The 23,843-nt window shown below is 63.3% G+C and carries 22 protein-coding genes; 4 read left to right on the top strand and 18 right to left on the bottom strand.

Features of this window, described 5'->3' with window-relative positions; translation table 11 throughout:
• Nucleotides 1-65: 65 nt before the first annotated feature.
• Nucleotides 66-1,628, top strand: coding sequence for a methyl-accepting chemotaxis protein (locus BM116_RS13265; RefSeq protein WP_083727044.1), 1,563 nt, complete (start codon nucleotides 66-68; stop codon nucleotides 1,626-1,628).
• A gap of 132 nt (nucleotides 1,629-1,760) precedes the next feature.
• Here the strand turns inward: BM116_RS13265 and BM116_RS13260 are convergent, their stop codons facing one another.
• The 4 genes from BM116_RS13260 to smc form a co-directional block, all read right to left on the bottom strand.
• On the bottom strand, nucleotides 1,761-2,753 hold the full coding sequence (locus BM116_RS13260; protein ID WP_083727042.1) for a tRNA dihydrouridine synthase: 993 nt from the start codon (nucleotides 2,751-2,753) through the stop codon (nucleotides 1,761-1,763).
• Nucleotides 2,750-5,125 (bottom strand): NAD-dependent DNA ligase LigA, encoded by a 2,376-nt coding sequence (ligA, locus tag BM116_RS13255; RefSeq protein WP_083727040.1) that lies wholly within the window; start codon nucleotides 5,123-5,125, stop codon nucleotides 2,750-2,752. Before ligA ends, BM116_RS13260 begins: the two co-directional genes overlap by 4 nt.
• Before the next feature lie 181 nt (nucleotides 5,126-5,306).
• Nucleotides 5,307-6,146, bottom strand: a complete 840-nt coding sequence (gene zipA, locus BM116_RS13250) for a cell division protein ZipA (RefSeq protein WP_083727038.1) — start codon at nucleotides 6,144-6,146, stop codon at nucleotides 5,307-5,309.
• Between the two features lie 89 nt (nucleotides 6,147-6,235).
• On the bottom strand, nucleotides 6,236-9,730 hold the full coding sequence (gene smc / locus BM116_RS13245; RefSeq protein WP_083727036.1) for a chromosome segregation protein SMC: 3,495 nt from the start codon (nucleotides 9,728-9,730) through the stop codon (nucleotides 6,236-6,238).
• A 163-nt stretch (nucleotides 9,731-9,893) separates the two neighbouring features.
• Between smc and BM116_RS13240 the strand changes: the two genes are divergently transcribed.
• Nucleotides 9,894-11,210, top strand: a complete 1,317-nt coding sequence (locus BM116_RS13240; RefSeq protein ID WP_083727034.1) for an MFS transporter — start codon at nucleotides 9,894-9,896, stop codon at nucleotides 11,208-11,210.
• Between the two features lie 8 nt (nucleotides 11,211-11,218).
• On the opposite strand, the gene BM116_RS13235 is transcribed toward BM116_RS13240, so the two are convergent.
• The 10 genes from BM116_RS13235 to ccmA form a co-directional block, all read right to left on the bottom strand.
• Nucleotides 11,219-11,584: a SpoIIAA family protein gene (locus BM116_RS13235; RefSeq protein WP_083727032.1), complete on the bottom strand. Its 366-nt coding sequence runs from the start codon at nucleotides 11,582-11,584 to the stop codon at nucleotides 11,219-11,221.
• A gap of 437 nt (nucleotides 11,585-12,021) precedes the next feature.
• Complete coding sequence (gene ccmI, locus BM116_RS13230) at nucleotides 12,022-13,233, bottom strand: c-type cytochrome biogenesis protein CcmI (RefSeq protein WP_083727030.1); 1,212 nt, start codon at nucleotides 13,231-13,233, stop codon at nucleotides 12,022-12,024.
• Nucleotides 13,226-13,708, bottom strand: coding sequence for a cytochrome c-type biogenesis protein (locus tag BM116_RS13225; protein WP_083727028.1), 483 nt, complete (start codon nucleotides 13,706-13,708; stop codon nucleotides 13,226-13,228). The genes ccmI and BM116_RS13225 overlap by 8 nt, the downstream gene beginning before the upstream one ends.
• Nucleotides 13,705-14,253: a DsbE family thiol:disulfide interchange protein gene (locus BM116_RS13220; RefSeq protein ID WP_083727026.1), complete on the bottom strand. Its 549-nt coding sequence runs from the start codon at nucleotides 14,251-14,253 to the stop codon at nucleotides 13,705-13,707. Before BM116_RS13220 ends, BM116_RS13225 begins: the two co-directional genes overlap by 4 nt.
• Complete coding sequence (locus BM116_RS13215; RefSeq protein WP_083727024.1) at nucleotides 14,253-16,226, bottom strand: heme lyase CcmF/NrfE family subunit; 1,974 nt, start codon at nucleotides 16,224-16,226, stop codon at nucleotides 14,253-14,255. The genes BM116_RS13220 and BM116_RS13215 overlap by 1 nt, the downstream gene beginning before the upstream one ends.
• A 10-nt stretch (nucleotides 16,227-16,236) precedes the next feature.
• The gene (ccmE, locus tag BM116_RS13210) at nucleotides 16,237-16,695 is read right to left on the bottom strand and encodes a cytochrome c maturation protein CcmE (RefSeq protein ID WP_083727022.1); all 459 of its coding nucleotides are present in this window, start codon (nucleotides 16,693-16,695) and stop codon (nucleotides 16,237-16,239) included.
• On the bottom strand, nucleotides 16,695-16,862 hold the full coding sequence (gene ccmD / locus BM116_RS13205; RefSeq protein ID WP_083727020.1) for a heme exporter protein CcmD: 168 nt from the start codon (nucleotides 16,860-16,862) through the stop codon (nucleotides 16,695-16,697). Before ccmD ends, ccmE begins: the two co-directional genes overlap by 1 nt.
• Nucleotides 16,859-17,602 (bottom strand): heme ABC transporter permease, encoded by a 744-nt coding sequence (locus BM116_RS13200; protein ID WP_083727018.1) that lies wholly within the window; start codon nucleotides 17,600-17,602, stop codon nucleotides 16,859-16,861. Before BM116_RS13200 ends, ccmD begins: the two co-directional genes overlap by 4 nt.
• Before the next feature lie 20 nt (nucleotides 17,603-17,622).
• Nucleotides 17,623-18,297, bottom strand: coding sequence for a heme exporter protein CcmB (gene ccmB, locus BM116_RS13195; protein WP_083727016.1), 675 nt, complete (start codon nucleotides 18,295-18,297; stop codon nucleotides 17,623-17,625).
• The gene (ccmA, locus tag BM116_RS13190) at nucleotides 18,297-18,932 is read right to left on the bottom strand and encodes a cytochrome c biogenesis heme-transporting ATPase CcmA (protein WP_083727014.1); all 636 of its coding nucleotides are present in this window, start codon (nucleotides 18,930-18,932) and stop codon (nucleotides 18,297-18,299) included. The genes ccmB and ccmA overlap by 1 nt, the downstream gene beginning before the upstream one ends.
• A 171-nt stretch (nucleotides 18,933-19,103) precedes the next feature.
• On the opposite strand from ccmA, the gene fliK reads away from it, so the two are divergent.
• Nucleotides 19,104-20,873 (top strand): flagellar hook-length control protein FliK, encoded by a 1,770-nt coding sequence (fliK, locus tag BM116_RS13185; protein WP_169847268.1) that lies wholly within the window; start codon nucleotides 19,104-19,106, stop codon nucleotides 20,871-20,873.
• A complete protein-coding gene (locus tag BM116_RS13180) occupies nucleotides 20,873-21,196 on the top strand; it encodes an EscU/YscU/HrcU family type III secretion system export apparatus switch protein (RefSeq protein ID WP_083727010.1) in 324 nt (107 codons plus the stop codon). The genes fliK and BM116_RS13180 overlap by 1 nt, the downstream gene beginning before the upstream one ends.
• Nucleotides 21,197-21,228: 32 nt before the next feature.
• Here BM116_RS13180 and BM116_RS13175 read toward each other — a convergent pair whose 3' ends face one another.
• The 4 genes from BM116_RS13175 to BM116_RS13160 all read right to left on the bottom strand — a co-directional run bounded on the left by BM116_RS13175 (nucleotide 21,229) and on the right by BM116_RS13160 (nucleotide 23,824).
• On the bottom strand, nucleotides 21,229-21,624 hold the full coding sequence (locus tag BM116_RS13175) for a DUF2802 domain-containing protein (RefSeq protein WP_083727008.1): 396 nt from the start codon (nucleotides 21,622-21,624) through the stop codon (nucleotides 21,229-21,231).
• Between the two features lie 3 nt (nucleotides 21,625-21,627).
• Entirely contained in the window at nucleotides 21,628-22,107 is a 480-nt protein-coding gene (locus tag BM116_RS13170; protein WP_083727006.1) for a chemotaxis protein CheW, read from the bottom strand.
• 70 nt (nucleotides 22,108-22,177) lie between these two features.
• Nucleotides 22,178-22,930 carry a CheW domain-containing protein gene (locus tag BM116_RS13165; RefSeq protein ID WP_083727004.1) on the bottom strand — a complete coding sequence of 251 codons (753 nt, stop codon included), beginning with the start codon at nucleotides 22,928-22,930 and terminating at the stop codon, nucleotides 22,178-22,180.
• Nucleotides 22,931-23,029: 99 nt separating this feature from the next.
• Nucleotides 23,030-23,824: a ParA family protein gene (locus tag BM116_RS13160; RefSeq protein ID WP_083727002.1), complete on the bottom strand. Its 795-nt coding sequence runs from the start codon at nucleotides 23,822-23,824 to the stop codon at nucleotides 23,030-23,032.
• Between the last annotated feature and the right edge of the window lie 19 nt (nucleotides 23,825-23,843).

Raw genomic sequence — 23,843 nt, 5'->3', positions numbered from 1 at the left:
TACAGGTGGCTAAATAGCAGACAAATTAAAACAAAGGGGCCCCCTAGCCCGGAATGGACACCCGTATGCGCACCGGATTTCTCGGCAAGACCGTACTGGCTCTACTGCAGCTCGCCACCCTTGGCTGGCTGTATCACTCTGCCGGCATTGAAGCGTTGGCCCCAGCGTTGATTCTCTGCCTGCTGCCCTGGCTTGGCCTGCCTTGGTTCTACCCGCCCGCCGACCAGCCCCACCGCCCGCCTGAATCGTCCGAAGGGACCGACAACGCCGACCTGAGCGCGCGTCTATCACGCGCCACCAGCCAGAACGCCATCGCTGCGGCAGAGGTCGCGCACTCGGTTGATCAATTGCGTCAGCGCCAGCAATCGCAGCTGCTGGCGATTCGTCAGGTGACCGACAGCGCCCAGCAGATTGCTGTGGAAGTAGACGCCACCACCCAGTATGCCGAGCGCGCCGACAGCGCAGCCGAGCAGGCCCGCAGCCGCAGCCAGGACGGCCGCCAGGCACTCGATAAGGCGACCCGCGTGATGCATCAACTGGCCGCGCAAGCGGATGAATCCAACGCGGTATTGGCCGAACTCAACGCCCAGACCGAGAAGATCGTGCAGGTCACCGGCGTGATTGAGGCCATTGCCAGCCAGACCAACCTGCTGGCCCTGAATGCCGCCATTGAGGCAGCGCGCGCCGGCGAGATGGGCCGCGGCTTTGCCGTGGTAGCCGATGAAGTACGCGCTCTGGCCGGCCGCACCGCGGCCTCCACCTCGGAGGTTGGCGAGATCATCGAGCGCATGCACCAGCAGAGCCAGCGGGTGAATACCGATTTTGCTGCCCTGGTTGAACAGGTACGCGGTGGCGTCAGCCTTATTGAAGAGGCCGCCGGCCAACTGGAAGAGATCAGCACCCAGGGCGGCGAAGTGAAAGCCGTGACCGAGCAGATCGCCGGTAGCAGCCTGACCAACCGCGACCAGCTGGCCAGCCTGAGTACCGCACTGGAGCAGGTACGCAGCGACATTGAACAAAGCGATGAGCAGACCCAGCGCCTGGGCGGTGAAGCAGTCAACCTGGTATCGCTGGCCGAGCAGGTCAGCGAAATGCTGGCCGATGTGGCGCTGGACGACTATCACCAGCGCTTTTTTGATGCTGCGCAGCAGACGGCCGCAGCGATTGCAGCGCGCTTTGAAGCAGATCTGGCCAGCGGCAAAATTCAGCGCTCGGCGTTGTTCGATCGCAACCTTACCCCGATTGCCGGCAGCAACCCCGCCCGTTACCACAGCGCCTTCGACAGCTACACAGATCAGGTGCTGCCGGCCCTGCAGGAACCCCTGCTGCAGCAGCACCCCGAGCTGGTCTATGCCATCGCCGCCATTCCCTCGGGCTATGTGCCGACCCACAACCAGCGTTTCAGCAAGCAACCCACCGGCGATGTGCAGCACGACACCCTGCACTGCCGCAGCAAACGCCTGTTCGATGACCCCACCGGACGGCGCTCCGGCAGCCACGAACAAACCCTGCTGCTGCAAACCTACAAGCGTGATACCGGCGAGGTAATGCACGACCTGTCGGTACCTATCATGGTCGGCGGACAACATTGGGGAGGGTTACGCTTGGGCTACAAGCCGGAGCAATAGGCCGATGGTGGCGAAGCCTGCGGCGTTCACCACCCTACAGAAGTTCGCACCAAGCCGTAGGGTGGATTAAGCGAAGCGTATCCACCATAACCTGCGCCACGCACCAGCCAGCGATAAGCCATAACATCAAGCTCAGGCAGCCGACTCCAGCGGCCCTTCCAACCGGCGGGTCACAACGTCCGCACTGGTTTCCCGACGCAGGCTGTCGAACAGCTCCCGCGCCTGGGGATAATGCTGGCCAAGCATGGCCAACCACTGCTTTAACCGCCCCGGCGAGTGCCGATCCACCACCCGCAACCGGGTCTGACGGAAGAAGTCAGCCAGCCAGGGCCACAGTTCATCCCAGCCAAGCACGGCTGCATCGGTATCCTGCAGAATGCGCAGCCCCAGATCCGGGCAGCGCACCAGGCCTCGGCCGATCATCACCGCATCACAGCCACTGACCTCACGAATACGACGATAATCCTCGGTGGTCCACACCTCGCCATTGGCGATCACCGGCACCGGTACCGCCTCGCGAATACGCGCCAGCCACTCCCAATGGGCCGGCGGCTTGTAGCCTTCGACCTTGGTGCGGGCATGCACGGTGATTTCACCAGCGCCGCCATCGGCCAGCGCCTGCGCGCATTCCAGCGTCTGGCTGGTATCGGTCAGACCCAGGCGCATCTTGGCGGTCACGGGAATGTGCGTCGGCGTCGCCGCCCGCACGCTGGCAACAATCTCGCGCAGCAGCTCGGGCTCGGTCAACAGCGCAGCGCCGCCCCGGTGACGGTTGACCGTTTTGGCCGGGCAGCCAAAGTTGATATCAATGGCCGGGGCATCCATAGACGCCAGCAGCGCCGCGTTTTCACCCATCCAGCGTACGTCGGAGCCAAGCAATTGCGGCCGCACCGGTACACCGGCGCGGGTCCGCCAGCCGTGCTCGCTTTCCGGGACGCCGCGGCGAATGGTTCCCACATTGAGCAGCCCCTCGGTCACGCGAATGAACTCGCTGACGCACCAGTCGATGCCGCCAATACGCGTCAGCACATCGCGCATCGGCGCATCGGCCAGCCCTTCCATCGGCGCCAGCACAACAGGGCCGCTTATGCGCTCAGGGCTGTTCACACGCTCAGGGCTACTCATGCACTGATGCCCTGCTCCGCCAGCATGTCGAGCAGTTGCTGCTCGGTCCAGACAGTTACGCCCAGCTGCTCGGCCTTGGCCAGTTTGCTGCCGGCGCCAGGGCCAGCCACAACGCAGTGGGTCTTGGCCGACACGCTACCAGCCACCTTGGCGCCCAGGCTTTCCAGATGCGCCTTGGCCACATCGCGGGACATGGCCTCCAGCGTACCGGTCAGCACCCAGGTCTGGCCGGCCAAAGACAGGCCACCAGCGGCTTCTGCACGGGGGCTGTCCCAATGCATGCCGAAATCCCGCAACTGCTGCTCAACCGCTTCGGCGTGGGCGCGCTGCTCCGGGTTCTCGGCAAACTCGCGCAGGGCTTTGATCGCCTTATCGTTCAGGCGCTCAACCTGTTTCAGGTCCAGCCAGTCGGCGCTGAGAATCTTGTCCAGACTGCCAAAAGTGCTGGCCAGGCGTTCGGCGCCGGTGCTGGCGATACCGGTGATATTCAGGCGCGCCAGGAAATCGGCCAGCGATACACAAGCGGCAAATTCAGCTGCCAGCTCGCCCGGCTCCTCGGGTGTGACACCGCGCTCCAGCAACTGGTCGATAACCTGGCGGTTGTGCGCATCGGCAAAGAAGGAATGAATCTCGTGGGCTACTTCCAGCCCCACATCCGGCAGATAAACCAGCACCTCGGGTAAAGCGCGCTCAATACGCTCCAGCTTGCCCAGCGCGCGCGCCAGCAGCTTGGCGGTTTCTTCACCCACATCGGGAATGCCTAAGGCGTAGATGAAGCGCGCCAAGGTCGGCTTCTTGCTCGCCTGAATGGCGGTCAGCAGATTCTTGGTCGACAGCTCGGCAAAGCCGTCCAGTGCCAGCACCTGCTCATAGGTCAGGCGATACAGGTCTGCCGGGGAGGCAACCAGGCCGGTATCAACCAGTTGCTCGACGCTCTTCTCGCCCAGGCCATCGATATCCATGGCACGACGGGAGACGAAGTGAATGATCGACTGCTTGAGCTGAGCCTGACAGGTCAGGCGGCCAACGCAGCGGTACACCGAGCCTTCGCTGGTGGTAGAGCCGGCCTTGCCGCGCTTGACCAACTGGGTGCGTTCCACCGCCGAGCCGCACACCGGGCAATTGCTCGGCACCTCAACCGGCCGCGCGTCAGCCGGGCGACGCTCGGTGACCACCTGCATGACCTGCGGAATCACATCTCCAGCGCGGCGAATGATCACGGTATCGCCGATCATCACACCTAGGCGCGCGACCTCATCCATATTGTGCAGCGTGGCATTGGATACGGTGACACCCGCCACCTGAACCGGCTTGAGACGCGCAACCGGCGTCACCGCACCGGTGCGGCCGACCTGAAACTCAACGTCCAGCAGCTCGGTGAGCTCTTCCATCGCCGGAAATTTGTGGGCGATGGCCCAGCGCGGCTCACGGGCACGAAAGCCCAGCTCGCGCTGGTAGCTCAGTTGGTTGACCTTGAACACCACCCCGTCGATTTCGTATTCCAACGCCGCCCGGCGCTCGCCGATATCCCGGTAGTAATCGAGTGTGCCCTGGATGCCCTTGACCAGCTTCAGCTCGCGACTGATCGGCAGGCCCCACTCGCGAAACGCCTGCAAGATAGCGTACTGGTTATCGGGCAGCTCACCATCTACCCGACCAAAACCGTAGCAGCAGAATTCCAGCGGCCGGCTGGCGGTAATGGTCGGGTCCAGCTGACGCAGGCTGCCGGCCGCGGCGTTACGCGGGTTGGCAAAGGTCTTGCTGCCGGTTTCACGGGCGCGCTCGTTCAGCGCTTCAAAGCCCGCTTTGCTCATGAACACTTCGCCGCGCACCTCCAGCACCGCCGGCCAACCCTCACCACGCAGTTTCAGCGGTACATTGCGAATGGTACGCACGTTGGTGGAGATGTCTTCTCCGGTGCTGCCGTCGCCCCGGGTAGCGCCACGCACCAGCAGGCCGTTCTCGTACAACAGGCTGACCGCCAGCCCGTCCAGCTTGGGCTCGCAGCAGTACTCGACCTCTGCACCGCCGCCAAACAGGTCGCCGGCTGGCAAATCCAGCCCCTCGCGCACCCGCCGATCAAAGTCGTGCATATCCTGCTCGGCAAAGGCATTCCCCAGGCTCAGCATCGGCACTTCATGCTTTACCTCGCCAAAGCCGGACGCCGGCGCCCCGCCCACACGCTGCGTGGGTGAGTCTGGGGTAATCAGGTCAGGGTGTTCGGCCTCAATGGCCTTGAGTTCGTTGAACAGCCGATCGTACTCGGCATCCGGCACCGCCGGCTCATCGAGCACGTAATAACGGTAATTGTGCTGCGCTATTTCTTCACGCAGGGCAAGAGCGCGCTCGGCGGGGGTAACGGACTGGGGCATGGACGGTCGCAGGGCTGGGAGTTCGGGGAGTATTCTAACCGAACCAAAGCTTCAAGCCGCAAGCTACAAGCTGCAAGCGAAACCCAACGCACTCCGAGCCTGAGCAGCGGGGCCGGGTTTACTTGTAGCTTGCAGCTTGAAGCTTGCGGCTAGCCAGCGTCGCTAAGCGCCCTGCGGGCGCCTAGCGACGTTGGCTATAGCTCAACCGCTCGTATTCAGCAATACGCTGGCGGTAGTGCTCGATGGTTTGGGCGGTGAGCACGCTGCGCTGTTCGTCTTTCAGGTCGCCACCCAGCTCGTGGGAGAGTTTGCGGGCGGCGGCGATCATCAGGTCCAGCGCCTGTTTGGGGTGGCGCGGGCCGGGCAGGCCCATGAAGAAGCTGACCGCGCGAACATGGCTCTGATCCAGTTCATCCAGATCAAAGACACCCGGCTTCAGTGCATTGGCCATGGAGAACAGCACGTCGCCGTTGCCGCTCATGCTTTCATGGCGGTGGAAGATGTTCATATCGCCAAAACGCAGGCCGCTTTCGAGAATGCTCTGATGTAGCGCCGAGCCGGAAAAGCCCTGCTCGTCACGCGAGACCACATTGATCACCAGCACCAGCTCGACCGGCAGCGACTGCTGCTCTGGCTTGGGCTCGGCGTCGGTTTTGCGTGCGGGCTTGTCGGCCGCAGACTTTTTGCTGCGCGGCTCGGCGGCCACCGGATCAACCAGAACCGGCGGCTCGTCCAGATCCAGACCTACCTGCTCCGGCTCATGCCACTGGCTGCCATCATCAGCGGACAGGGCGTCGCCGTCCCCGCCGAAGGAAGGTTCGGCGCGCTCGTTGCGGTTGACCACTCGCGGCGGCCCAAGCAGCTCGTCGTTGCCGCCTTCTTCAGGCAGATCGGAGAGATTGCGTTCGAGTTTAAAGCGGATCTTTGATCGACCGCCCATGCGCCGCCAGCCATCAAACAAGATGCCCGCGATGACCAGCAGGCCGAAGATGAAAAGCCACTCACGCAAACCGAAATCCATGAATACCCGTTCCTGTTTTCACTATGCTATTCGGGCGGCTGGCAACCCGCCTCTCGTCTGGCCGGATGCTAGCATGCCCGCCATCAAAACTACACTGCCGCCAACGCAGCCGCCTCTTCTACGTCTACTGTGACCAGCCTCGAACAGCCAGGTTCATGCATGGTTACACCCAGCAACTGATCCGCCATTTCCATGGCGATCTTGTTGTGGGTGATATAGATGAACTGCACACGCGCCGACATCTCCTTGACCATGCGGGCATAACGCCCCACGTTGGCGTCATCCAGCGGCGCATCTACCTCATCCAGCATACAGAACGGCGCCGGGTTGAGCTGGAAGATCGAGAACACCAGGGCAATGGCCGTCAGCGCCTTTTCACCACCGGACAGCAGGTGAATGGTGCTGTTCTTCTTGCCCGGCGGGCGCGCCATGATGGCCACGCCGGTGTCGAGCAGATCATCGCCGGTCAACTCCAGATAGGCGTGACCGCCACCAAAGACTTTCGGGAACAGCGACTGCAAGCCGTGGTTGACCTTATCGAAGGTCTCTTTAAAGCGCGCACGGGTTTCCCGGTCAATCTTGCGAATCACCTGCTCCAGGGTGCCCAGCGCTTCTTCCAGGTCAGCGTTTTGCGCATCCAGATAGCGCTTGCGCTCCGACTGCTGCTCATACTCTTCAATGGCCGCCAGGTTGATCGCGCCAAGGCGCTGAATGCGCGCATCCAGCTGCGCCAGCTGCTGCTCCCAGTCGCTTTCGCTGGCGTCCTGCGGCAAGGTGGCCAGCACGCCGTGCAGGTCGTAACCTGCCTCGGCCAGTTGCTCCTGCAGGCCCTGACGGCGTGTTTGCAGGTCGCGGGCGTTGAGGCGCTGCTCGTCAAGCTGGGTACGCAGCACCTGCGCCTGCTGTTCAGCCTGTACGCGCCGGGTTTCCTGCGCGCGCATCTGCTGATCTACGCCTTCCAGCGCCTGGCGCGCGGCGCCGAGCGACTGCTCCACCTCCACACGCTGCTCCAGCAGGCTTTCCAGCTCGATACGCTGATCGTCTTCCGGCGCCTGACTTTCTTCCAGGGTCATGCGCAGCTGTTCACGCCGCTCGGACAGCCGTTCGGCCTGGCTCTGCTGACGTTCCAGCCCCTGCCGGGTGCTCTTCAACTGCGCGTTAAGCGATTGCGCACGCAGGGCCAGCTGGTGCGCGCGATCCTTGTGCTGACGCGCCTGCTGGCGGGCCAAATCCAGGGTTTCGCGGGCCAGGTCGCGCTGGCGCAGCAGCGCTTCACGCTGGCTAGTATCCGCCGCCATGCTGTCCAACGCGTCCTGCAGGGTCAGACGTGCCTCGCCAATCTGCTCCAGCTCTTCACCGCGCTGACGCTTGAGCTCTTCCAGGTCTTCGCCAATGCGCTGACGGCGGGCTTTGATTTGCTCAAGCCGCACCTGGCGGGCGGACCACTGGGCCTTGAGTTCGCCCTGCTGCCGGCCGCTGGCAGCCAGTGTCTGCTGCAAGCCATCGCGTTGCAGCTCCAGCACGCGAATGCCTTCGCGCAGCTGATCAATACGTTCCTGCCCGCTATCCAGTGCGGCCTGCTGCTCGTCCAGACTGGCCTGCAACTGCTCCATTTCCTGCTGCCGAGCCAACACCCCGCCTTCGCTGGCCTCGCCACGGCGAAAACGCAGCCAGTTGGGGCCAACCCAATGGCCTTCGCGGGTGATCAGGGATTCGTGCGGTGCCAGCTCTACGCGCTGGGCCAGTGCCTCGGCAACGGAGTCGACCGGGCGAATAGCCGCCAGCCAGGGGCGCAGGTCGAGCGGGCTGTCCACCTTGTCCAGCAGGCTGCCGGGGCTGGCTTGTCCTGGCGCGCCGCGCTGCAGCAGGCGCAGACTGCCCTGCTCAAACTCGGCCAGGGTGGCATCCAGGCTGCTCAGGTCATCCAGCGCGATGGCCTGCAGGTCATCGGCGAGAACCGCCTCAACGGCAGCCTCCCAGCCTGCTTCAACCTGCAGTTGCTCGGCCAGCAACCCACGACCTTGCAACCCTTGGGCGCTGAGCCAGTCGCCAACATCGCTGCCCTGGGCGAGTGCCGCCTGCTGCAAGGCCTCGAGTGAGGCCAGCCGGCCACTGCCGCGTTGCAGCTCGCCACGGCGGATATCCTGCTCCTGCTGCAAGGCTGACAGGGTGTCGCGATCCTGTTGCAGGCGCTCGCCCACCTCCGCCAGCTGTATTTGCTCGCCTTCGCTGCGCAGCTCCAGCTCCGCCAGTTGCTCGGACAACTCGGCCAGTTCGTCGTCGAGGCTGCCGACGCTCAGGCCCGCTCGCTCGTCCTCAAGCCGCTGAATGCGCTCGCCCAGACGCTCGACCGATTGCTCCATATGACGGATACGCGACTGCTCTACTTCGGCCTGCTGACGAGGCTCGGCGGCGCGCTGGTTGAACTGGTCCCAGGCGCTCTGCCAGTTCTGCATGGCATCTTCAGCGCTCTGCAGCGCCATGCCGGTGTCTTCTTCGGCGGCGCCCGCCATTTCCAGCTCGGGCTCGATACCGTCGAGTTCGGCCTGCAGATCGGCCAGCAGCGCCTCGTCCTGGGTCAGATGACTCTGCGCCTCCTGCCAGGCCAGCTCGGTCTCTTCAATGTCGCTATGCAATTGCCGCTGGCGGTCACGGTTGAACTGCAGAATCTGCTCGATGCGGCTGATGTCCGCGCCCAGGCTGTAGTACTGCGCCTGCACGCGGTTAAAGGACTCGGTGAGGTCGCTGTGCTGGTCGCGTTGTTTTTCGATCTCGCTGTCGGCGTTGCGCTGCTCGGCAATCAAGGCCTCCAGCGCGACTTCAAGGTCACGCACGCGATGTTCCCGCTGACCGGCCTGCTCGTTGAGGTTCTGCCAGCGCAGCGCCTGCAACTGGGCCTTGAGTTGGCGCTCCTCGGTCTTGAACTCCTTGTACTTCTCTGCCGCCTGGGCCTGGCGATGCAGGTGCGCCAGCTGACGCTCCAGCTCCTCACGCAGGTCGGTCAGGCGGGACAGGTTTTCCTGGGTGCGACGAATGCGGTTTTCGGTTTCGCGGCGACGATCCTTGTAGCGGGAAATACCGGCTGCTTCTTCGATGAACAGGCGCAGTTCTTCAGGCTTGGCTTCGATCAGGCGCGAGATCATGCCCTGCTCGATGATCGAGTAGCTGCGCGGGCCAAGGCCGGTGCCCATAAAGATGTCGGTAATGTCGCGGCGGCGGCACTTGGTGCCATTGAGGAAGTACTGGTTCTGCGCTTCGCGCGTCACCTTGCGGCGAATGGAAATCTCGTTGTAACCGGCGTACTCGCCCTGCAGGGTGCCGTCGCTGTTGTCGAACACCAGCTCAATGGAGGCCTGCCCTACCGGTTTGCGCGAGTTGGAGCCGTTAAAGATGACGTCGGTCATCGACTCGCCGCGCAGGTTCTTGGCCGAGCTTTCGCCCATGACCCAGCGCACCGCATCAATGATGTTGGACTTGCCACAGCCGTTCGGCCCCACCACCGCACCCATGTTGGTAGGGAAATAGACGGTAGTCGGGTCCACAAAGGATTTGAAGCCGGCCAGCTTGATGCATTTGAGTCGCATGAAAGGGGCGTTGTCCTTGCTGCCTTGGGCCAAACCCGCATTGTTACCCGGACGGTGCCCGTATGAGAAGGGTTGCAGGCAAATACCTGTGACACTGGCCTGCAACCGTGGCTTGCGGCACACTTGCCAGCGCCGCAGCACAGGTTCAGCAGGAAACCAGACGATGCCCCAGACACCACGCCTAGACGACCTTTACAGCAAGCTGATGAACGAAGAAGACGCGCGCGTCTGCAAAGACATTCCCGACGCCGCCTGCTCGGATGTGCCGCAGAATTTCTTCCGCCAGGTGCTGGCCAATACGCTGACCAGCCTGGGCGATACCCTGACCAACCCGAAAACCACCCTGGCCTGGCTGATGGGTGTGGTCGGCGCACCAGTGGCGCTGATTGCCTGGCTGGTGCCGATTCGCGAATCCGGCTCCATGCTGCCGCAGCTGCTGATCGCCGCCTGGATTCGCCGCATGCCCTACCGGCGCGGCGTGTGGATTGTCGGCAGCCTGTTGCAGGCCGCCGCCCTGCTGGCCATGGGCGCAGTGGCCTGGAGCATCGAGGGCACGCTGGCCGGTGCGCTGATCATTGTTTGCCTGGTTATTTTCAGCCTGGCGCGCGGGCTGTGCTCGGTGGCGAGCAAGGATGTGATTGGCAAGACCGTGCCCAAAACCCGGCGCGGCCGGCTGAACGGGGTCGCGACCAGCCTGTCGGGCTGGCTGGCACTGGCCTTTGGCGTGTATTGCCTGATCTACCCGCCCAGCGATGACGACATGCTGTTTTACGCAGCCCTGCTGATCGGCGCGGCGCTGCTCTGGGTAGCGGCGGCGCTGATATATCGCGGCATTGATGAGGCGCCCGGCGCCACCGAAGGCGGCGGCAATGCCTTGAGCCACGCCCTTGGCCGCATCAGCCTGCTGCGCGACGACGCGCCGTTTCGCCGCTTTGTGGTTACCCGCGCCCTGCTGCTGTGTTCAGCGCTGTCGGCGCCCTACTACGTGGTCATGGCCCAAGAAGTGGAAACCAGCTTTGGCATGCTCGGCGCCTTTCTAGTCGCCAACGGGCTGGCCAGCAGCCTGAGTGCGGGCGTTTGGGGCCGCATGTCGGATGCCTCCAGCCGCCAGGTGCTGATCCGCGCGGCGCTTTTGGCCAGCCTGCTGGGGCCGGTGGTCATCGCCATTGATCTCTGGGCGCCACTGCCTGACAACCTGCATGCATGGCTGTTCCCGGTGGCGTTCTTTGTATTGGGGATTGCCCACGCCGGCGTGCGCGTGGGCCGCAAGACCTATGTACTGGACATGGCCGGCGGTAACAAGCGCACCGACTATGTTGCGGTCAGCAACAGCGCCATTGGCCTGATTCTGCTGGCGACCGGCCTGTTCGGCCTGCTCAGCTCGCTGATTGGCGCCGCCGGCATGCTGCTGTTGCTGTCCGGCGTGGGGCTGGCTGGCGCACTGCTGGCGGTCAGCCTGCCCGAGGTACAGCAGGACTGAGCCGCCCCTCACTCCAGCGCCTGAATCCAGTCCCGCGCGGCGTCTTTCTCGGCGGCCGGAAAGACCCGCGCTTCGACACCCGGCACCAGGCGGTCAGCCAGCCCGACCAGCTTCTCCAGCCAGCCCTGGTCGGTCACCACCGCCTCGCGCTCAAAGCGATTCCAGTGACTGATACCGTACTTCAGATCCTTGTACAGCGCCTCGGCAGCCATACCGCCAAAGGCCGGTATCTCCACGTATAGCCGCACCTTGGCGTGCTCGCGTAACTTGGCCTCAATCAGCTCAAGCATCTCGTCGAGCATCTCGGCACTGACCTTGCCCTCAATGCGAAAGCCCAGCACCTTGCTGTTACCAAACGGAATATGGGTCAACATAGCGCACGCCTCCCGCCTGCCCTGCAGGCGCTGTAAAGGTCCTGTTACAGAATGGACTCTACAGCCGTGCTTCTGGTTCAGCCCGAGCAGACAATTACCGGTCACCAGGCAAAAGGTTACGAATCAAAAAACAATGTTGAAGTGGGCACAGCTCCTAGTCCCGTTTACGCGGGCGAGTAGCGCAGATTTATCGGGAAAAAGAGCCACAGGATGTCTGAGGAGCGCAGCGACGAGTTTTGTGGCTCCCCGATAAATCGAGCAACGCAGCGAACCCGAAGGGCCGCGTAGTCGGGTGCCCCGGGGGATCGCTAAGGGGGGCTGGGCAAGCAGCCCCCCTTGGCTCGCCGTGAAGGCGAAAAGCTGGCCAGAAGGCAGCCAGGCGCTGATACAGAGCGGCCATTTTATGCGAGGCTAACAAGCATAAACGACCAAATACCTCAGTTAATCGCGCGGTCGATCACCAGCTCCAACGTCCCATCCTGCCCGGCATGCACCTCATCCAACTGCCCCAGATGCGTCCCTTCACGCGCGTCGCCAGTGGGCGATACGCGGGCAACCAGCTGCAGCGCGGTCTCCTCATCCAGGGTGACGCCGGGCAGCATCGCGTCGTCCGCGCTGAGGGTAATCTCCAGCGGCAGCTGCGAGAGGCTCAGGCGCTTGGCGATCAAAGGCATCGGCGGGCCGTTGGGGTCGCGGGCAAAGACAAACACGCTGGCATCGGCCGGCAGCTCGGCCAGCAGTTCAGGCGCCACGCTCACACGCAGGCTGATGGTCGGGCCCGCCGCGGGCTCGGCTGCCGGTGGCGGCGTCTGTCCGGCATCGACCATACGCTGAAGCGCGCGCTCAATGCCGCCTTGAATGGCCTGGGCGCCGGGGCTTTCCGGGTCCATGCCCTGCATCAGCGACTGCCAGTAACGAATGGAGCCGGCAAAGTCCCCGGCCTCAAAGGCTGCGATACCCAGCAGGCCCAGAGCGGTAGGTTGTTGCGGGTCCAGCTCGATGGCCTTGTCCAGTGCACGGGCCGTTTCGGCATCCAGCTGGTTGCCGTTGGCGAAGTAGCGCGCCTGCGCCAATTGCGCCAACACCTCGGGCTGCTCACCCAGGCGCGCCAGCGCATTGCCAAAGGCATCTGCTGCCTTCTCCGGGTTCTGCGCGCTCATGTAGGCGCGGCCCAGCATGTACCAGGCTTCGCCGTTTTCCGGCTGCACCTCGACCACCCGCTGGGTACGATCGATCAGCGCCTCCAGGGTCTCTACCTGCGGCGTCGCCTGCATCTCGCGATACAGCGCCAGCCCGTCGGCAGCGCCCCATTGGCGATAGAGCCCCAGCACGGCCAATGGCAGGGCAAGGGCACCAATGATCAGCACCCAGGTCAGTTGGCGGGTCAGCGGCGCCTGGCGGGCGTCAGCGGCGGCGGTGTCTTCGAGCAGCAGTCGGCTGGCTTCACCCTTGGCAGCAGCCAGCTGGGCCTCGCTCAGATCACCTGCACGCTGCTGGGCTTCCAGTTCAGCAACCCGCTCTTCATACAGCGCAACGTTGAGCGCAGTACGATCTACCCGCTCGCTTTGACGGCGGCGCCAGAGCGGCCACAGCACCATTACAATGGCCACCAGCACCAGGCCGGCGGCCGCAAACCACAAATCAGTCATCTTGGCTCTTCTTGTTCAACAGGTCGTCCAGGCGCTGCTGCTCTTGCGGCGACAGCTCGGCTGCCGGTGCAGAGGCGGCGACCTTCTGGCGCCGACGTACCAGCAGCACAATGGCCAGCACGCCGGCAAGCAGGAAAAACAACGGACCAAACCAGAGCACCAACGTCTCGCGGTTCAGCGCCGGCTTGTAGCGCACAAATTCGCCGTAACGGGCGACCATGTAATCCACGATTTCTTCATCGCTCTGGCCTTCGTCCAGCAGGCGATACACTTCCTTGCGCAGGTCAGAGGCGATAGGTGCGTCAGAATCGGCGATATTCTGGTTCTGACACTTGGGGCAACGCAGCTCGGCGCCAATCGCGTAAAACCGGTCACGCTCCTGTTCGGAGCTGAACTCAAAGGTATCTACCGCCGCGCTGACGCTGCCCACCAGCAGCAACAGGCTCAGAGCAAGCCAGTTCAGTCGTCGGGTCATTGGGCCTCCTCGACCAGCGCCTGATAGCGCGCGGCCAGATTGGTCTCCCAGACGCGGTCATCGATCACGCCGATAAACTTGTAGCGGATATTGCCCTGGGCATCGATCAGGTAGGTTTCCGGCGCGCCATAGACGCCCAGGTCCAGCCCCAGACGGCCGTCAGCATCGCTGATGTTCAACTGGTACGGATTGTGAAAATCCTTGAGCCATTTGATCGCATCAGCGCTGTTGTCCTTGTAGTTGACCCCGTAGATCACCACGCCTTCAGCCGCCAGACGGTTGAGCACCGGGTGCTCGACGCGGCAGGCCACACACCAGGTGGCCCAGATATTGACCAGCGCCGGGCCTTGGAAGTCGGCCTGGGTAATGCGCGTTTGCTCATCCAGCACAGACGGCAGGTCAAAACTCGGGAAGGGCTTGTCCAGCAAAGGCGACGGCAGCTCCAGCTCGGTCACCCCGGCCTCTTTACTCATCAGGCTGGAGAGAAAGAAACCGGCCAGCACCAGAAAAATCAGCAGCGGCAGAATCAGCAGTGCACGACGCATCAGGCAATCTCCCCGGGCAAACGTTGGGCCGTCTTGTCGGCGCGCTGGCGCACCTTCAGACGGTAGCGCTTGTCACTGGCCGCCAGCAGACCGCCGGCCATCATCATCAGGCCGCCCAGCCAGATCCAGCGCACGAAGGGCTTGATGTGCACGCGCATTGCCCAGGCATCCCCTTCCAGCGGCTCGCCCATGGCGACAAAGAGGTCACGGGTAAAGCCGGCATCAATACCTGCCTCGGTCATGACCTGATTCTTCACGCGATACAGGCGCTTCTCGGGGTGCAGGGTGGTGATCTGACGATCACCGGCGTAGACGCTGACCGAGCCCTGATCGGAGATCCAGTTGGGCCCTTCACGGTGGCGTACACCATCAAAGATGAAGGTATAGCCGCCCAGCTCCAGCGCATCGCCCGGCGCCATGCGCAGATCACGCTGATTGTCGAACAGGCTCGCGCCGACAACGCCGACAGCGCACACGGCAATACCGATGTGCGCCAGGGTCATGCCCCAGTAGCTGCGCGGCAGCGCGCGCACGCCTGCCACCAGGCCCTTGTTGCGGGTCTTGTGCAGCACATCACGCAGCGAGGCGCCGCACACCCAGAACACCAGCAGCAGCAGGCTGCCGATTGCCAGTTGATGCGCGCCCAGCCAGACAGCGATAACCACCGCGCCTACCGCAGAGAGCACCAGCACCCATTTCAGCTGACCCACCAGCCAGGAGACCGGCGTTTGCTTCCAGCGGCTGAGAATACCGACGCCCAGCGCAGCCATCAGAATTGCCATCAGCGGCAGGAACATGCCGTTGAAGTACGGCGGACCAACCGACACCAGGGTATCGAAAGCCGACATGATCAGCGGATACAGGGTACCCAGTAGCACCATCAATGCGGCCACCACCAGCACCACGTTGTTGACCAGCAGCAGCGCCTCACGCGAGCTCCAGGCAAAGCCGATCTGGCTTTTGACCACCGGGGCACGCAGGGCGTAGAGCAGTAGCGATCCGCCGACCACCACCAGCAAAAAGCCGAGGATGAACACGCCGCGATCAGGGTCGCTGGCAAAGGCGTGCACCGAGGTGAGCACGCCGGAACGTACCAGGAAGGTCCCCAGCAGGCTGAGCGAGAAGGCGGCGATGGCCAGCAGTACGGTCCAGCTCTTGAACACGCCGCGCTTTTCGGTCACGGCCAGCGAGTGAATCAGCGCCGTGCCGACCAGCCAGGGCATGAAGGAAGCGTTCTCGACCGGGTCCCAGAACCACCAGCCGCCCCAGCCCAGCTCGTAATAGGCCCACCAGGAGCCAAGCACGATACCGATGGTCAAAAACGCCCAGGCGACGATGGTCCAGGGCCGCGACCAGCGCGCCCAGGCCGCGTCCAGGCGACCGCCCAGCAGCGCAGCAATGGCAAAGGCAAAGGCAACGGAGAAGCCGACGTAGCCCATGTAGAGCATCGGCGGGTGAACAATCAGGCCAAAGTCCTGCAGCAGCGGGTTCAGGTCATTGCCGTCCACCGGGTGGAACGGCAGTTGCCGATCGAACGGGTTGGAGGTCATCAGCATGAAACACAAAAAACCGACGCTGATCATGCCCATTACCGACAACACACGCGCCAGCATTTCTTCCGGCAGATCGCGCGAGAAGATGGCGACCGCGAAGGTCCAGCCAGCCAGGATGAGCGCCCACAGCAGCAGCGAGCCTTCGTGACCACCCCACACTGCGCTGACCTTGTAGTACCAGGGCATGGCCGAGTTGGAGTTGAGCGCAACATAGGTCACGCTGAAGTCATCGACCACAAAGGCCTGCACCAGACAGGCAAAAGCAAAGGCAACAAACAGACACTGCGCCGCGGCCGCCGGCTGCGCCACGTTCATCGCCAGCGCGTCGCCACGCCAGGCGCCATAGAGCGGCACGCTGGCCTGCAGTACGGCCAGGCACAGTGCAATGATCAGGGCAATCTGCCCAAGCTCGGGAATCATCTGTTACCCCTTATTCGGCTGTTACCGGCTGCGCTGCCTTGTTCTGCATCGCATCGCTCATGGCCTTGGCCACTTCGGGCGGCATGTATTCCTCGTCGTGCTTGGCCAGCACTTCATCGGCCACCAGCACGCCATCGGCATTTACCCGGCCCAGGGCGACAATGCCCTGCCCTTCACGGAACAGGTCCGGCAGGATGCCGCTGTAGGCGATGGTTACCGCCTCGGCGCCATCGGAGACGTCAAATTGCACATCCAGGCTGTCGGTGGAGCGCTTGACGCTGCCGTCGACCACCATGCCGCCGGCACGGATGCGCGCCCCTTCGGGCACCTCGCCATTGGCAATCTGGGTGGGGGTGTAGAACAGGTTGATGTTTTCGCGCAGCGCGCTCAGAGCCAGCGCCACGGCAGCGCCTACGCCCAGCAACACCAGCAGAATCAGGATCAGGCGTTTTTTTCGTGCGGGATGCATCAGGTTTCCTCTCGCCGACGACGGCGTGCTTCAGCCTGCACCAGCCGACGACGTCCAAGTATCGGGGTCAGGAACAACAGAATCAGAACCGCGCCCGTCAATCCGTAAGCGGTCCAGACATAGGGGCCATGGCCACCCATGGCAAAAAACTCGGTCAGGTTGCTCATGTATTGCTCTCCAGAGCGGCCCGCGCCCAGCGGGTCTTGTGTTCGCGGCGCAGCACCTCTAGGCGCATGCGCATCAACAGGTTCAGGGTAAACAGGCCGTAAAAGGCCAGCACCATTACCAGCAGCGGCATCCACATTTCCGGCGGCATGGCCGGCTTCTCGGTGATGGTGAAGGTGGCGGGCTGGTGCAGGGTATTCCACCAGTCCACCGAGTATTTGATGATCGGAATGTTGATCACGCCGACAATCGCCATCACCGCCGTGGCCTTGGCTGCGGTGTCACGGTTGCTGATCGCCATGCGCAGGGCAATGATGCCAAAGTACAAAAACAGCAGGATCAGCATGGAAGTCAGGCGGGCATCCCACTCCCAGTAGGTGCCCCAGGTCGGCTTGCCCCAAATGGAGCCGGTAAACAGCGCAACCAGGGTCATCCAGGCACCGATGGGGGCTGCGCATTGCAGCGCCACGTCGGCCAGCTTCATGCGCCAGACCAGCCCGACCACGCCGGCGACCGCCAGCATCATGTAGCAGGACTGGGCCAGAATGGCCGCTGGCACGTGGATATAGATGATGCGAAAGCTGTTGCCCTGCTGGTAGTCCTCTGGCGCAAAGACCAGCCCCCAGACCAGACCAACCGCGAGCATCAGCACGCTGAAAACAGCCACCCACGGCAGCAGCTTGCTGCTGATCTCATAGAACCATTTGGGCGAACCCAGCTTGTGGAAAAAAGTCCAGCTCATTGGCCGTTCAACTCCGCATGTTATTCGCTAACCCCGATACGCAAACCTGCTGCGATGGCCAGCGGAGACAAACTCAACGCCAGCACCGCCAGGCAGCTCATCCAGAGCAGGTAGCCCTGCACGGGCAAGCCCTGCAGCGCCGCATCCATAGTGCCGGTGCCGAGAATCAGCACCGGGATATACAGTGGCAAAATCAGCAGCGCCAGCAACATGCTGCCGCCACCCTTGAGGCCGACCGTCAGCGCCGCGCCGATCGCCCCCAGCAAACTCAGAACGGCGGTGCCCAGCAACAGGGTGACACAGAGCACCGGAATAACCGACCAGGGCAGCGCCAGCATCATGCCCAGCAGGGGCGTGAGCAAAACCAGCAACACGCCACACATCAGCCAGTGGTGCAGCACTTTCACCAGTACCAGCAAGGTCAGCGGGTGCGGTGACAGTACCCATTGCTCAAGCGAGCCGTCCTCAAAATCGCTGCGAAACAGGCCGTCCAGTGACAGCAGCGTGGCCAGCAGGGCCGCCACCCAGATCACGCCGGAGGCCATGCGCTGCAGCATCTGCGGCTCCGGGCCAACGGCCAGCGGAAACAGGGTGATCACCATGGCAAAGAACACCAGCGGGTTGAGCACATCACCCGGCCGGCGCCAGCTGAGCTGCCATTCGCGGTGCAGCAATTGCCAGATCACTGCACGCATCAGGCCACCCGCCCCAGATCCAGCTGACGTACCTGGCTCAGGTGCTCCAGGCTGTGGTGCGTGGTCAGGACAACCGAGCCGCCGCTGTCGGCAAAGTCCAGAATCTGTTGCTCCAGCGCGCGCACGGCGGCCTGATCAAGCGCGGTGAACGGCTCATCCAGTACCCAGACCGGTTTGTCCTGCAGCCGCAGGCGTGCCAGCGCGACCCGGCGCTGCTGACCGGCCGACATCTGCCGGCAGGGTACGTCTTCGTAGCCGCGCAGCCCGACGGCAGCCAGGGCTTCCCAGATTGCCTCACGCGCCACCGGCTGATCCAACGCGCACAGCCAGGCGAGGTTTTCCTCAGCGCTCAGGGTGGCCTTGACCGCCGTTGCGTGCCCAAGAAACAGCAAGCTGCGGCGCCAGCGTTCACGGCCAGCGCCGCCAAGAATGGATTGCCCGGCGTAGTGAATATCGCCGTCAGCAGCCGGCATCAGCCCGGCCAGAATACGCAGCAGACTGGTCTTGCCGGCGCCGTTGGGCCCGGCAACCTGCAGCACGTCACCGGCCTGCAGGCGACAACTCAGCCCGCGAAACAGCTCGCGTTCGTCCCGCTCGCAGGTCAGGTCGATGATGTCGATCTGCTCAGCCGCCACCTGTACTCCGTAGGCTACCCTGTCGAGTCGCCACCCTATTCATGTTCTCGCGCCGGCTGCCGCTATACTCTGTCAGGCCAACAGACTCCGCCGAGCGCTATTATTTCAGCGGCGCCATTATACATGCAGCCCCTTGGCCGGGGACCTCGATTTACGTCAACATGTGACAACATGAGCCCTGATATTCGCCTGCCGCCGACCAGCCAGACCCAGCCCGCAGCGCCCGCCAGCGCGGCGCCGGCCCGCAGTGCCGACGCCCTGGTGGTCGCTCTGCAACTCTTGCGGCCAATTGACGCATTGGCCCTATTGGGCGGCGAACAGGCACGTGCCGAGGTGGTCCAGAGCAGCGAGCGCCCCAACGCCAATGGCCAGTTTGAACTGCTGCTGCGCATCTCGAAACAGAACCTTGGTACTACCTCCCCACCCGGCACCAGCACTAACCTGCCGACCAGCAGCCCTCAGCCGCTGCCAGCCGGCAGCCAGCTGCTGGTACAGGCGATCTCGCAGAATCAACTGATGGCGGCCTTGCAGCCGGCCACCAGCAACGCGCCCGGGCCCGGGCCTGCCCTGACGCGGCTCGACCCGCAGCAATTTCCCGCAGGTAGCCAGCTGCAAGCACGGGTTATCGAGCAGCAACCGGTACCCGCGCCCGACGGCAAGATCGCCCGCTATCAACTGGTTGCCGAACTGGTGCAGCACAGCACGCCACAAACCCTGCTGCAGCTGAGCAGCACGCGGCCGGTCGCCCCCGGCACCCTGCTCAACGCCACCGTAGGCAACCAGGGCGAACTGCGCGTACAAAGCGGCAGCGAACAGGTGCGCCAGGCCGACCTGCTGCAGGGGCTGCGCGAGGCGCTGCAACGCCAAGGCTCGGCCGAACCACTGTTGGCCCGCCTGCAGACCCTGGCCAGCAACCCGCAGCCACTGCCAGCGGTGCCGCAGTTGCACCAGGCAATTCAGAACGTGCTCAACCAGATCGTCAGCGCGCCGCAATTGACCACCGCAACGGGCGTTGCCAACGCCGTCGCCCAGAGCGGCGCCTTTCTGGAAAGCAACCTGGCCCAGCTGAGTCAGATTCTTGGCCGTCAGGCTGCCGCCGCAGCTGCCCCGGTCACCCCCGGCGGTGGAGAGCCTGCGGCCAACCCGGCCACCCTGACCGCAGAGGGTGCAACCCGCACACCCAACCCCCTGCCTGCGCTCGACAAGCTGCTGCCCCTGCTTGCCAGTCTGGCCAGCCCGGCCGCTGCAGAACCCCTGGCCGGAGCCGACCTCAAGGGCGCGCTGATCGGTTTGCTGGTAACCCTGCAGCAACAGCTGCCGCCCGGCAGCCTGCAAACCGCTGGTCTGCCGCCGGGGCCCTGGCAGCAGGCGATAAAGGCGACGCAGCAGCAGACGGCGACCAAACCCGGCCTGTTCCCGCTGCCCAGCCGGGCACTGCAGGCGCTGGGCGACACCGGCGACCTAGGCAGCCTGCTACGACTGACCGCCGCCCTGCTCTCGCGCATCCAGCATCACCAGCTGCAGAGCATGGGCCAGACCCAGACATTTTCAGACGGCAGCACCCAGACCACCTGGCAGCTGGAAATCCCGCTACGCGACGGTCAGCAGTTCAACCACGTGCAGATGCGCATTCAACGCGACAGTCCCGCGCCAGATCGCGAGCAACCCGAACCGGTGCCCGTCTGGGAGGTGCGCCTGGCCTTTAACCTGGATCACCTGGGCAACCTGCAGGCCATTGCCAGACTGCGCAATGATCGCGTCAGCAGCGAACTCTGGGCCGAACAGCAACCGACACTCGCCCTGCTGAACAGCGAACTGAGCACCCTGCGAGACCGCCTGCTGGCCAAGGGGCTGGATGTCGGCGAGATCAGCTGCCACTGCGGCACGCCACCTGCCCCACGGCAGGCCGTACAGCAAACCTGGATCGACGAGGTCACCTGATGAGCGATGCACGCGAAGCCATCGCCCTGGTCTACGACGGCGGCGAACAGGCGCCCACCATCACCGCCAAGGGCGAAGGTGACCTGGCCGAACAAATCGTTCAGCTGGCGATGCAGTATGAAGTGCCAATTTACGAGAATGCCGATCTGGCGCGCATGCTCGCACGCATGGAGCTGGGTGATCAGATACCCGAGGCGTTGTATCGCACCATCGCCGAGATCATTGCCTTTGCCTGGTATATCAAGGGCAAACGCCCGAAGGGCTTTGATCCCGATGGCGGCAAGGAAAAGCCGTTACAGCTGGAGAACAGGAAGGAAGAGTAACGCGCTCAGGTCATGCCTAGGGTCTGCTGAGCCTAGCGCGAGGCGTGCAACTTGACGAACAGCTCGGCTTCGGCCTTGGACAGGCCACAGGATTGGGTCAGGTCTTCAATACTGGCGCCCATGCCAACCAGCCGAGCGGCCTGGTTGTACGGGAGGGACTGCGGGTCATGCTGTTCCAGCTTGAGCTGCTTGTCTTCCAGGCGCTTGACCTGCTGACGCAGCGCGGTGATCTCCTCACCCATGCGGATACTGCCCTGCTGAAAGGTCGCCAGCTCACGCGACAGCTGCTCCAAGCGAGCCTGCAGTCGAGCTTCCTGTTGCTGCTGCTCGACCGGCAGACGGCGCACCTGCATGAACAGCACCGCCAACGCGGCCAGCAGGATACCGAGCAACCCGCCGAGTACCAGCAGCAACCAGGGTTCATTCATCAATCAGAATCCTGACAGCTCGGCCCACTCATCTTCGGTCATCATCTTTTCCAGATCGACCAGAATCAGCAGTTCGTTGTTCTTGTTGCAGACGCCCTGAATAAACTTGGCGGACTCATCGGTGCCGACGTTGGGCGCCGTCTCGATCTCGGACTGACGCAGATAAACCACCTCGGCAACCGAGTCGACCAGAATCCCGACCACCTGCTTGTCGGCTTCAATGATGACGATACGGGTGTTGTCGGTGATCGGGGCTGGCGTCAGACCAAAGCGCTGACGGGTATCGATCACTGTCACCACGTTGCCGCGCAGGTTGATGATGCCGAGTACATAGGTCGGCGCGCCGGGTACCGGTGCAATCTCGGTGTGGCGCAGCACCTCCTGGACCTGCATCACGTTGATGCCGTAGCTCTCGTTGTCCAGGTGAAAGGTCACCCATTGCAGGATCGGATCTTCAGCACCTTGTCCCGAATTATTTTTCATTGTCTTGCTTCCCGATCATCATTGAAGTCCAGAGCCAAATCCGTCGCCTGGCGACGCTGCCCTGCCATGCTCATCCTAATGCTGGCGCAGCGGCATTACCAGCCGCACCACCACTGCCTACAATCAGCTCGGCCAAGGCCGAGACATCCAGCAATGCACACATGTGTTCGATTACCGTGCCAGCCAACCAGGGCCGCTTACCCTGCTGGGAGCGCCACTTGACCTGCTCCGGGCTGAGGCGAATGGATTGCTGCACACCATGTACCGCCATACCCCAATCATAGCCTTCCACCGAGATAACAAAGCTCAGGGTATCCTGCAGCTCGGGCGTGTAGCGCTCCGGCATCACCCAGCGGGCGGTGTCCAGCACCTTCAGATTGCCGGCCGGCGTGGACAAAATGCCAAGAAACCAGTCCGGCTGACCAAACAGCGGGGTAATTTCGCCCTCAAGCGGGTAAATGGTGCCCAGCAGCACCAGAGGCACGGCCAGCTTCAAACCGCCAACGTCAAACAGCAGCGCTTCGAAAGGCTCCTCCCGCCAGGCAGCCACGGCCGGCTGCACCGGCGGTGGCGCCGCCGGCGGCTCTAGCACCGGCTCAGCCGGCACCTCAGGCTCGATAATATCGACCGGGCGCTCCAGCTTGTGCACCACCGCCGCGCGGGGCGGCTCTGTCGCTACCGGCGCCGGTGTCGGTGCGGGCGCCGGGACTTCGGCGTCGGCGCGGGCCAGCTCGTCGGCCGCATCCTGCAGCAACGCATCCAGATAATGCTGGATGGTCTGCTCAGGAACATATTGCTGTACCGGTAACTGGGGCTTGTTCATAACCTGGACATCAGCTCACTACGCCGCGCACGGCCTTGATTGTGTATCGGCTTGCAGTGCCAAAGCATTAGCGGCTCTGGTCACGGAGTTTCGCATGGCTCAGGCGACCTGCTCGCCACGGCTCAACGATTGCGCCAGAAGGTAACGCAGCAATGCACGATAGGCCAGTACACCGCGGGCATTACCGTCGAGCTGCGACGGCACCACGCCGGCCAGACTGGCGTCGCGCAGCTTGGTATCGATCGGGATATAGGCCTGCCACAGATGCTCGGCGTAATCGCGGCGCAGCAGGCGCAGGGTATTCAGCGATGCCTGGGTACGCCGATCAAACAGCGTCGGCACGATGGTATAGGGCAGCGCCTGCTTACGGGAGCGGTTGACCATGTTCAGGGTGTGCACCATACGCTCAAGGCCCTTGAGCGCAAGAAACTCGGTTTGCACCGGGATGATCAGCTGCTCACAGGCAGCCAGCGCGTTGATCATGGACACGCCCAGCAGCGGCGGGCTGTCGATGATCACGAACTGGTAGTCGTTCCACAGCTGCGCCAGCGCCCGGGAAATAACCAACCCATAACCACCCTGGGCAGCAGACTGGCGCTCCAGCGTCGCCAGCGAGGTGCTGGACGGCATCAGGCGGATATTGGGATGGGAGGTGTCCTTGAGCAGCGCGGCAGCCAGACCGTCAGGCACCTGACCATTATGCTGAAACAGATTGAATACGCTGCTGGTGAGCTGGTCAGGGTCATGACCAAAATAGCTGGTCATGGAGCCGTGCGGGTCCAGGTCGACCACCAGCACCTGCTGGCCCTGGTCCGCCAGCAGGCCAGCCAGCGCCACGGCGGACGTGGTTTTACCCACTCCCCCTTTCTGGTTGGCAACGGCCCAGACTCTCATACCTTTCCTCCGCGGGCGC

Source organism: Halopseudomonas pachastrellae, from assembly GCF_900114765.1.
Taxonomy (GTDB): Bacteria; Pseudomonadota; Gammaproteobacteria; order Pseudomonadales; family Pseudomonadaceae; genus Halopseudomonas; species Halopseudomonas pachastrellae.
The sequence above is the reverse complement of the archived record's forward strand: the minus strand, read 5'-3'. Positions and strand labels throughout refer to the sequence as shown.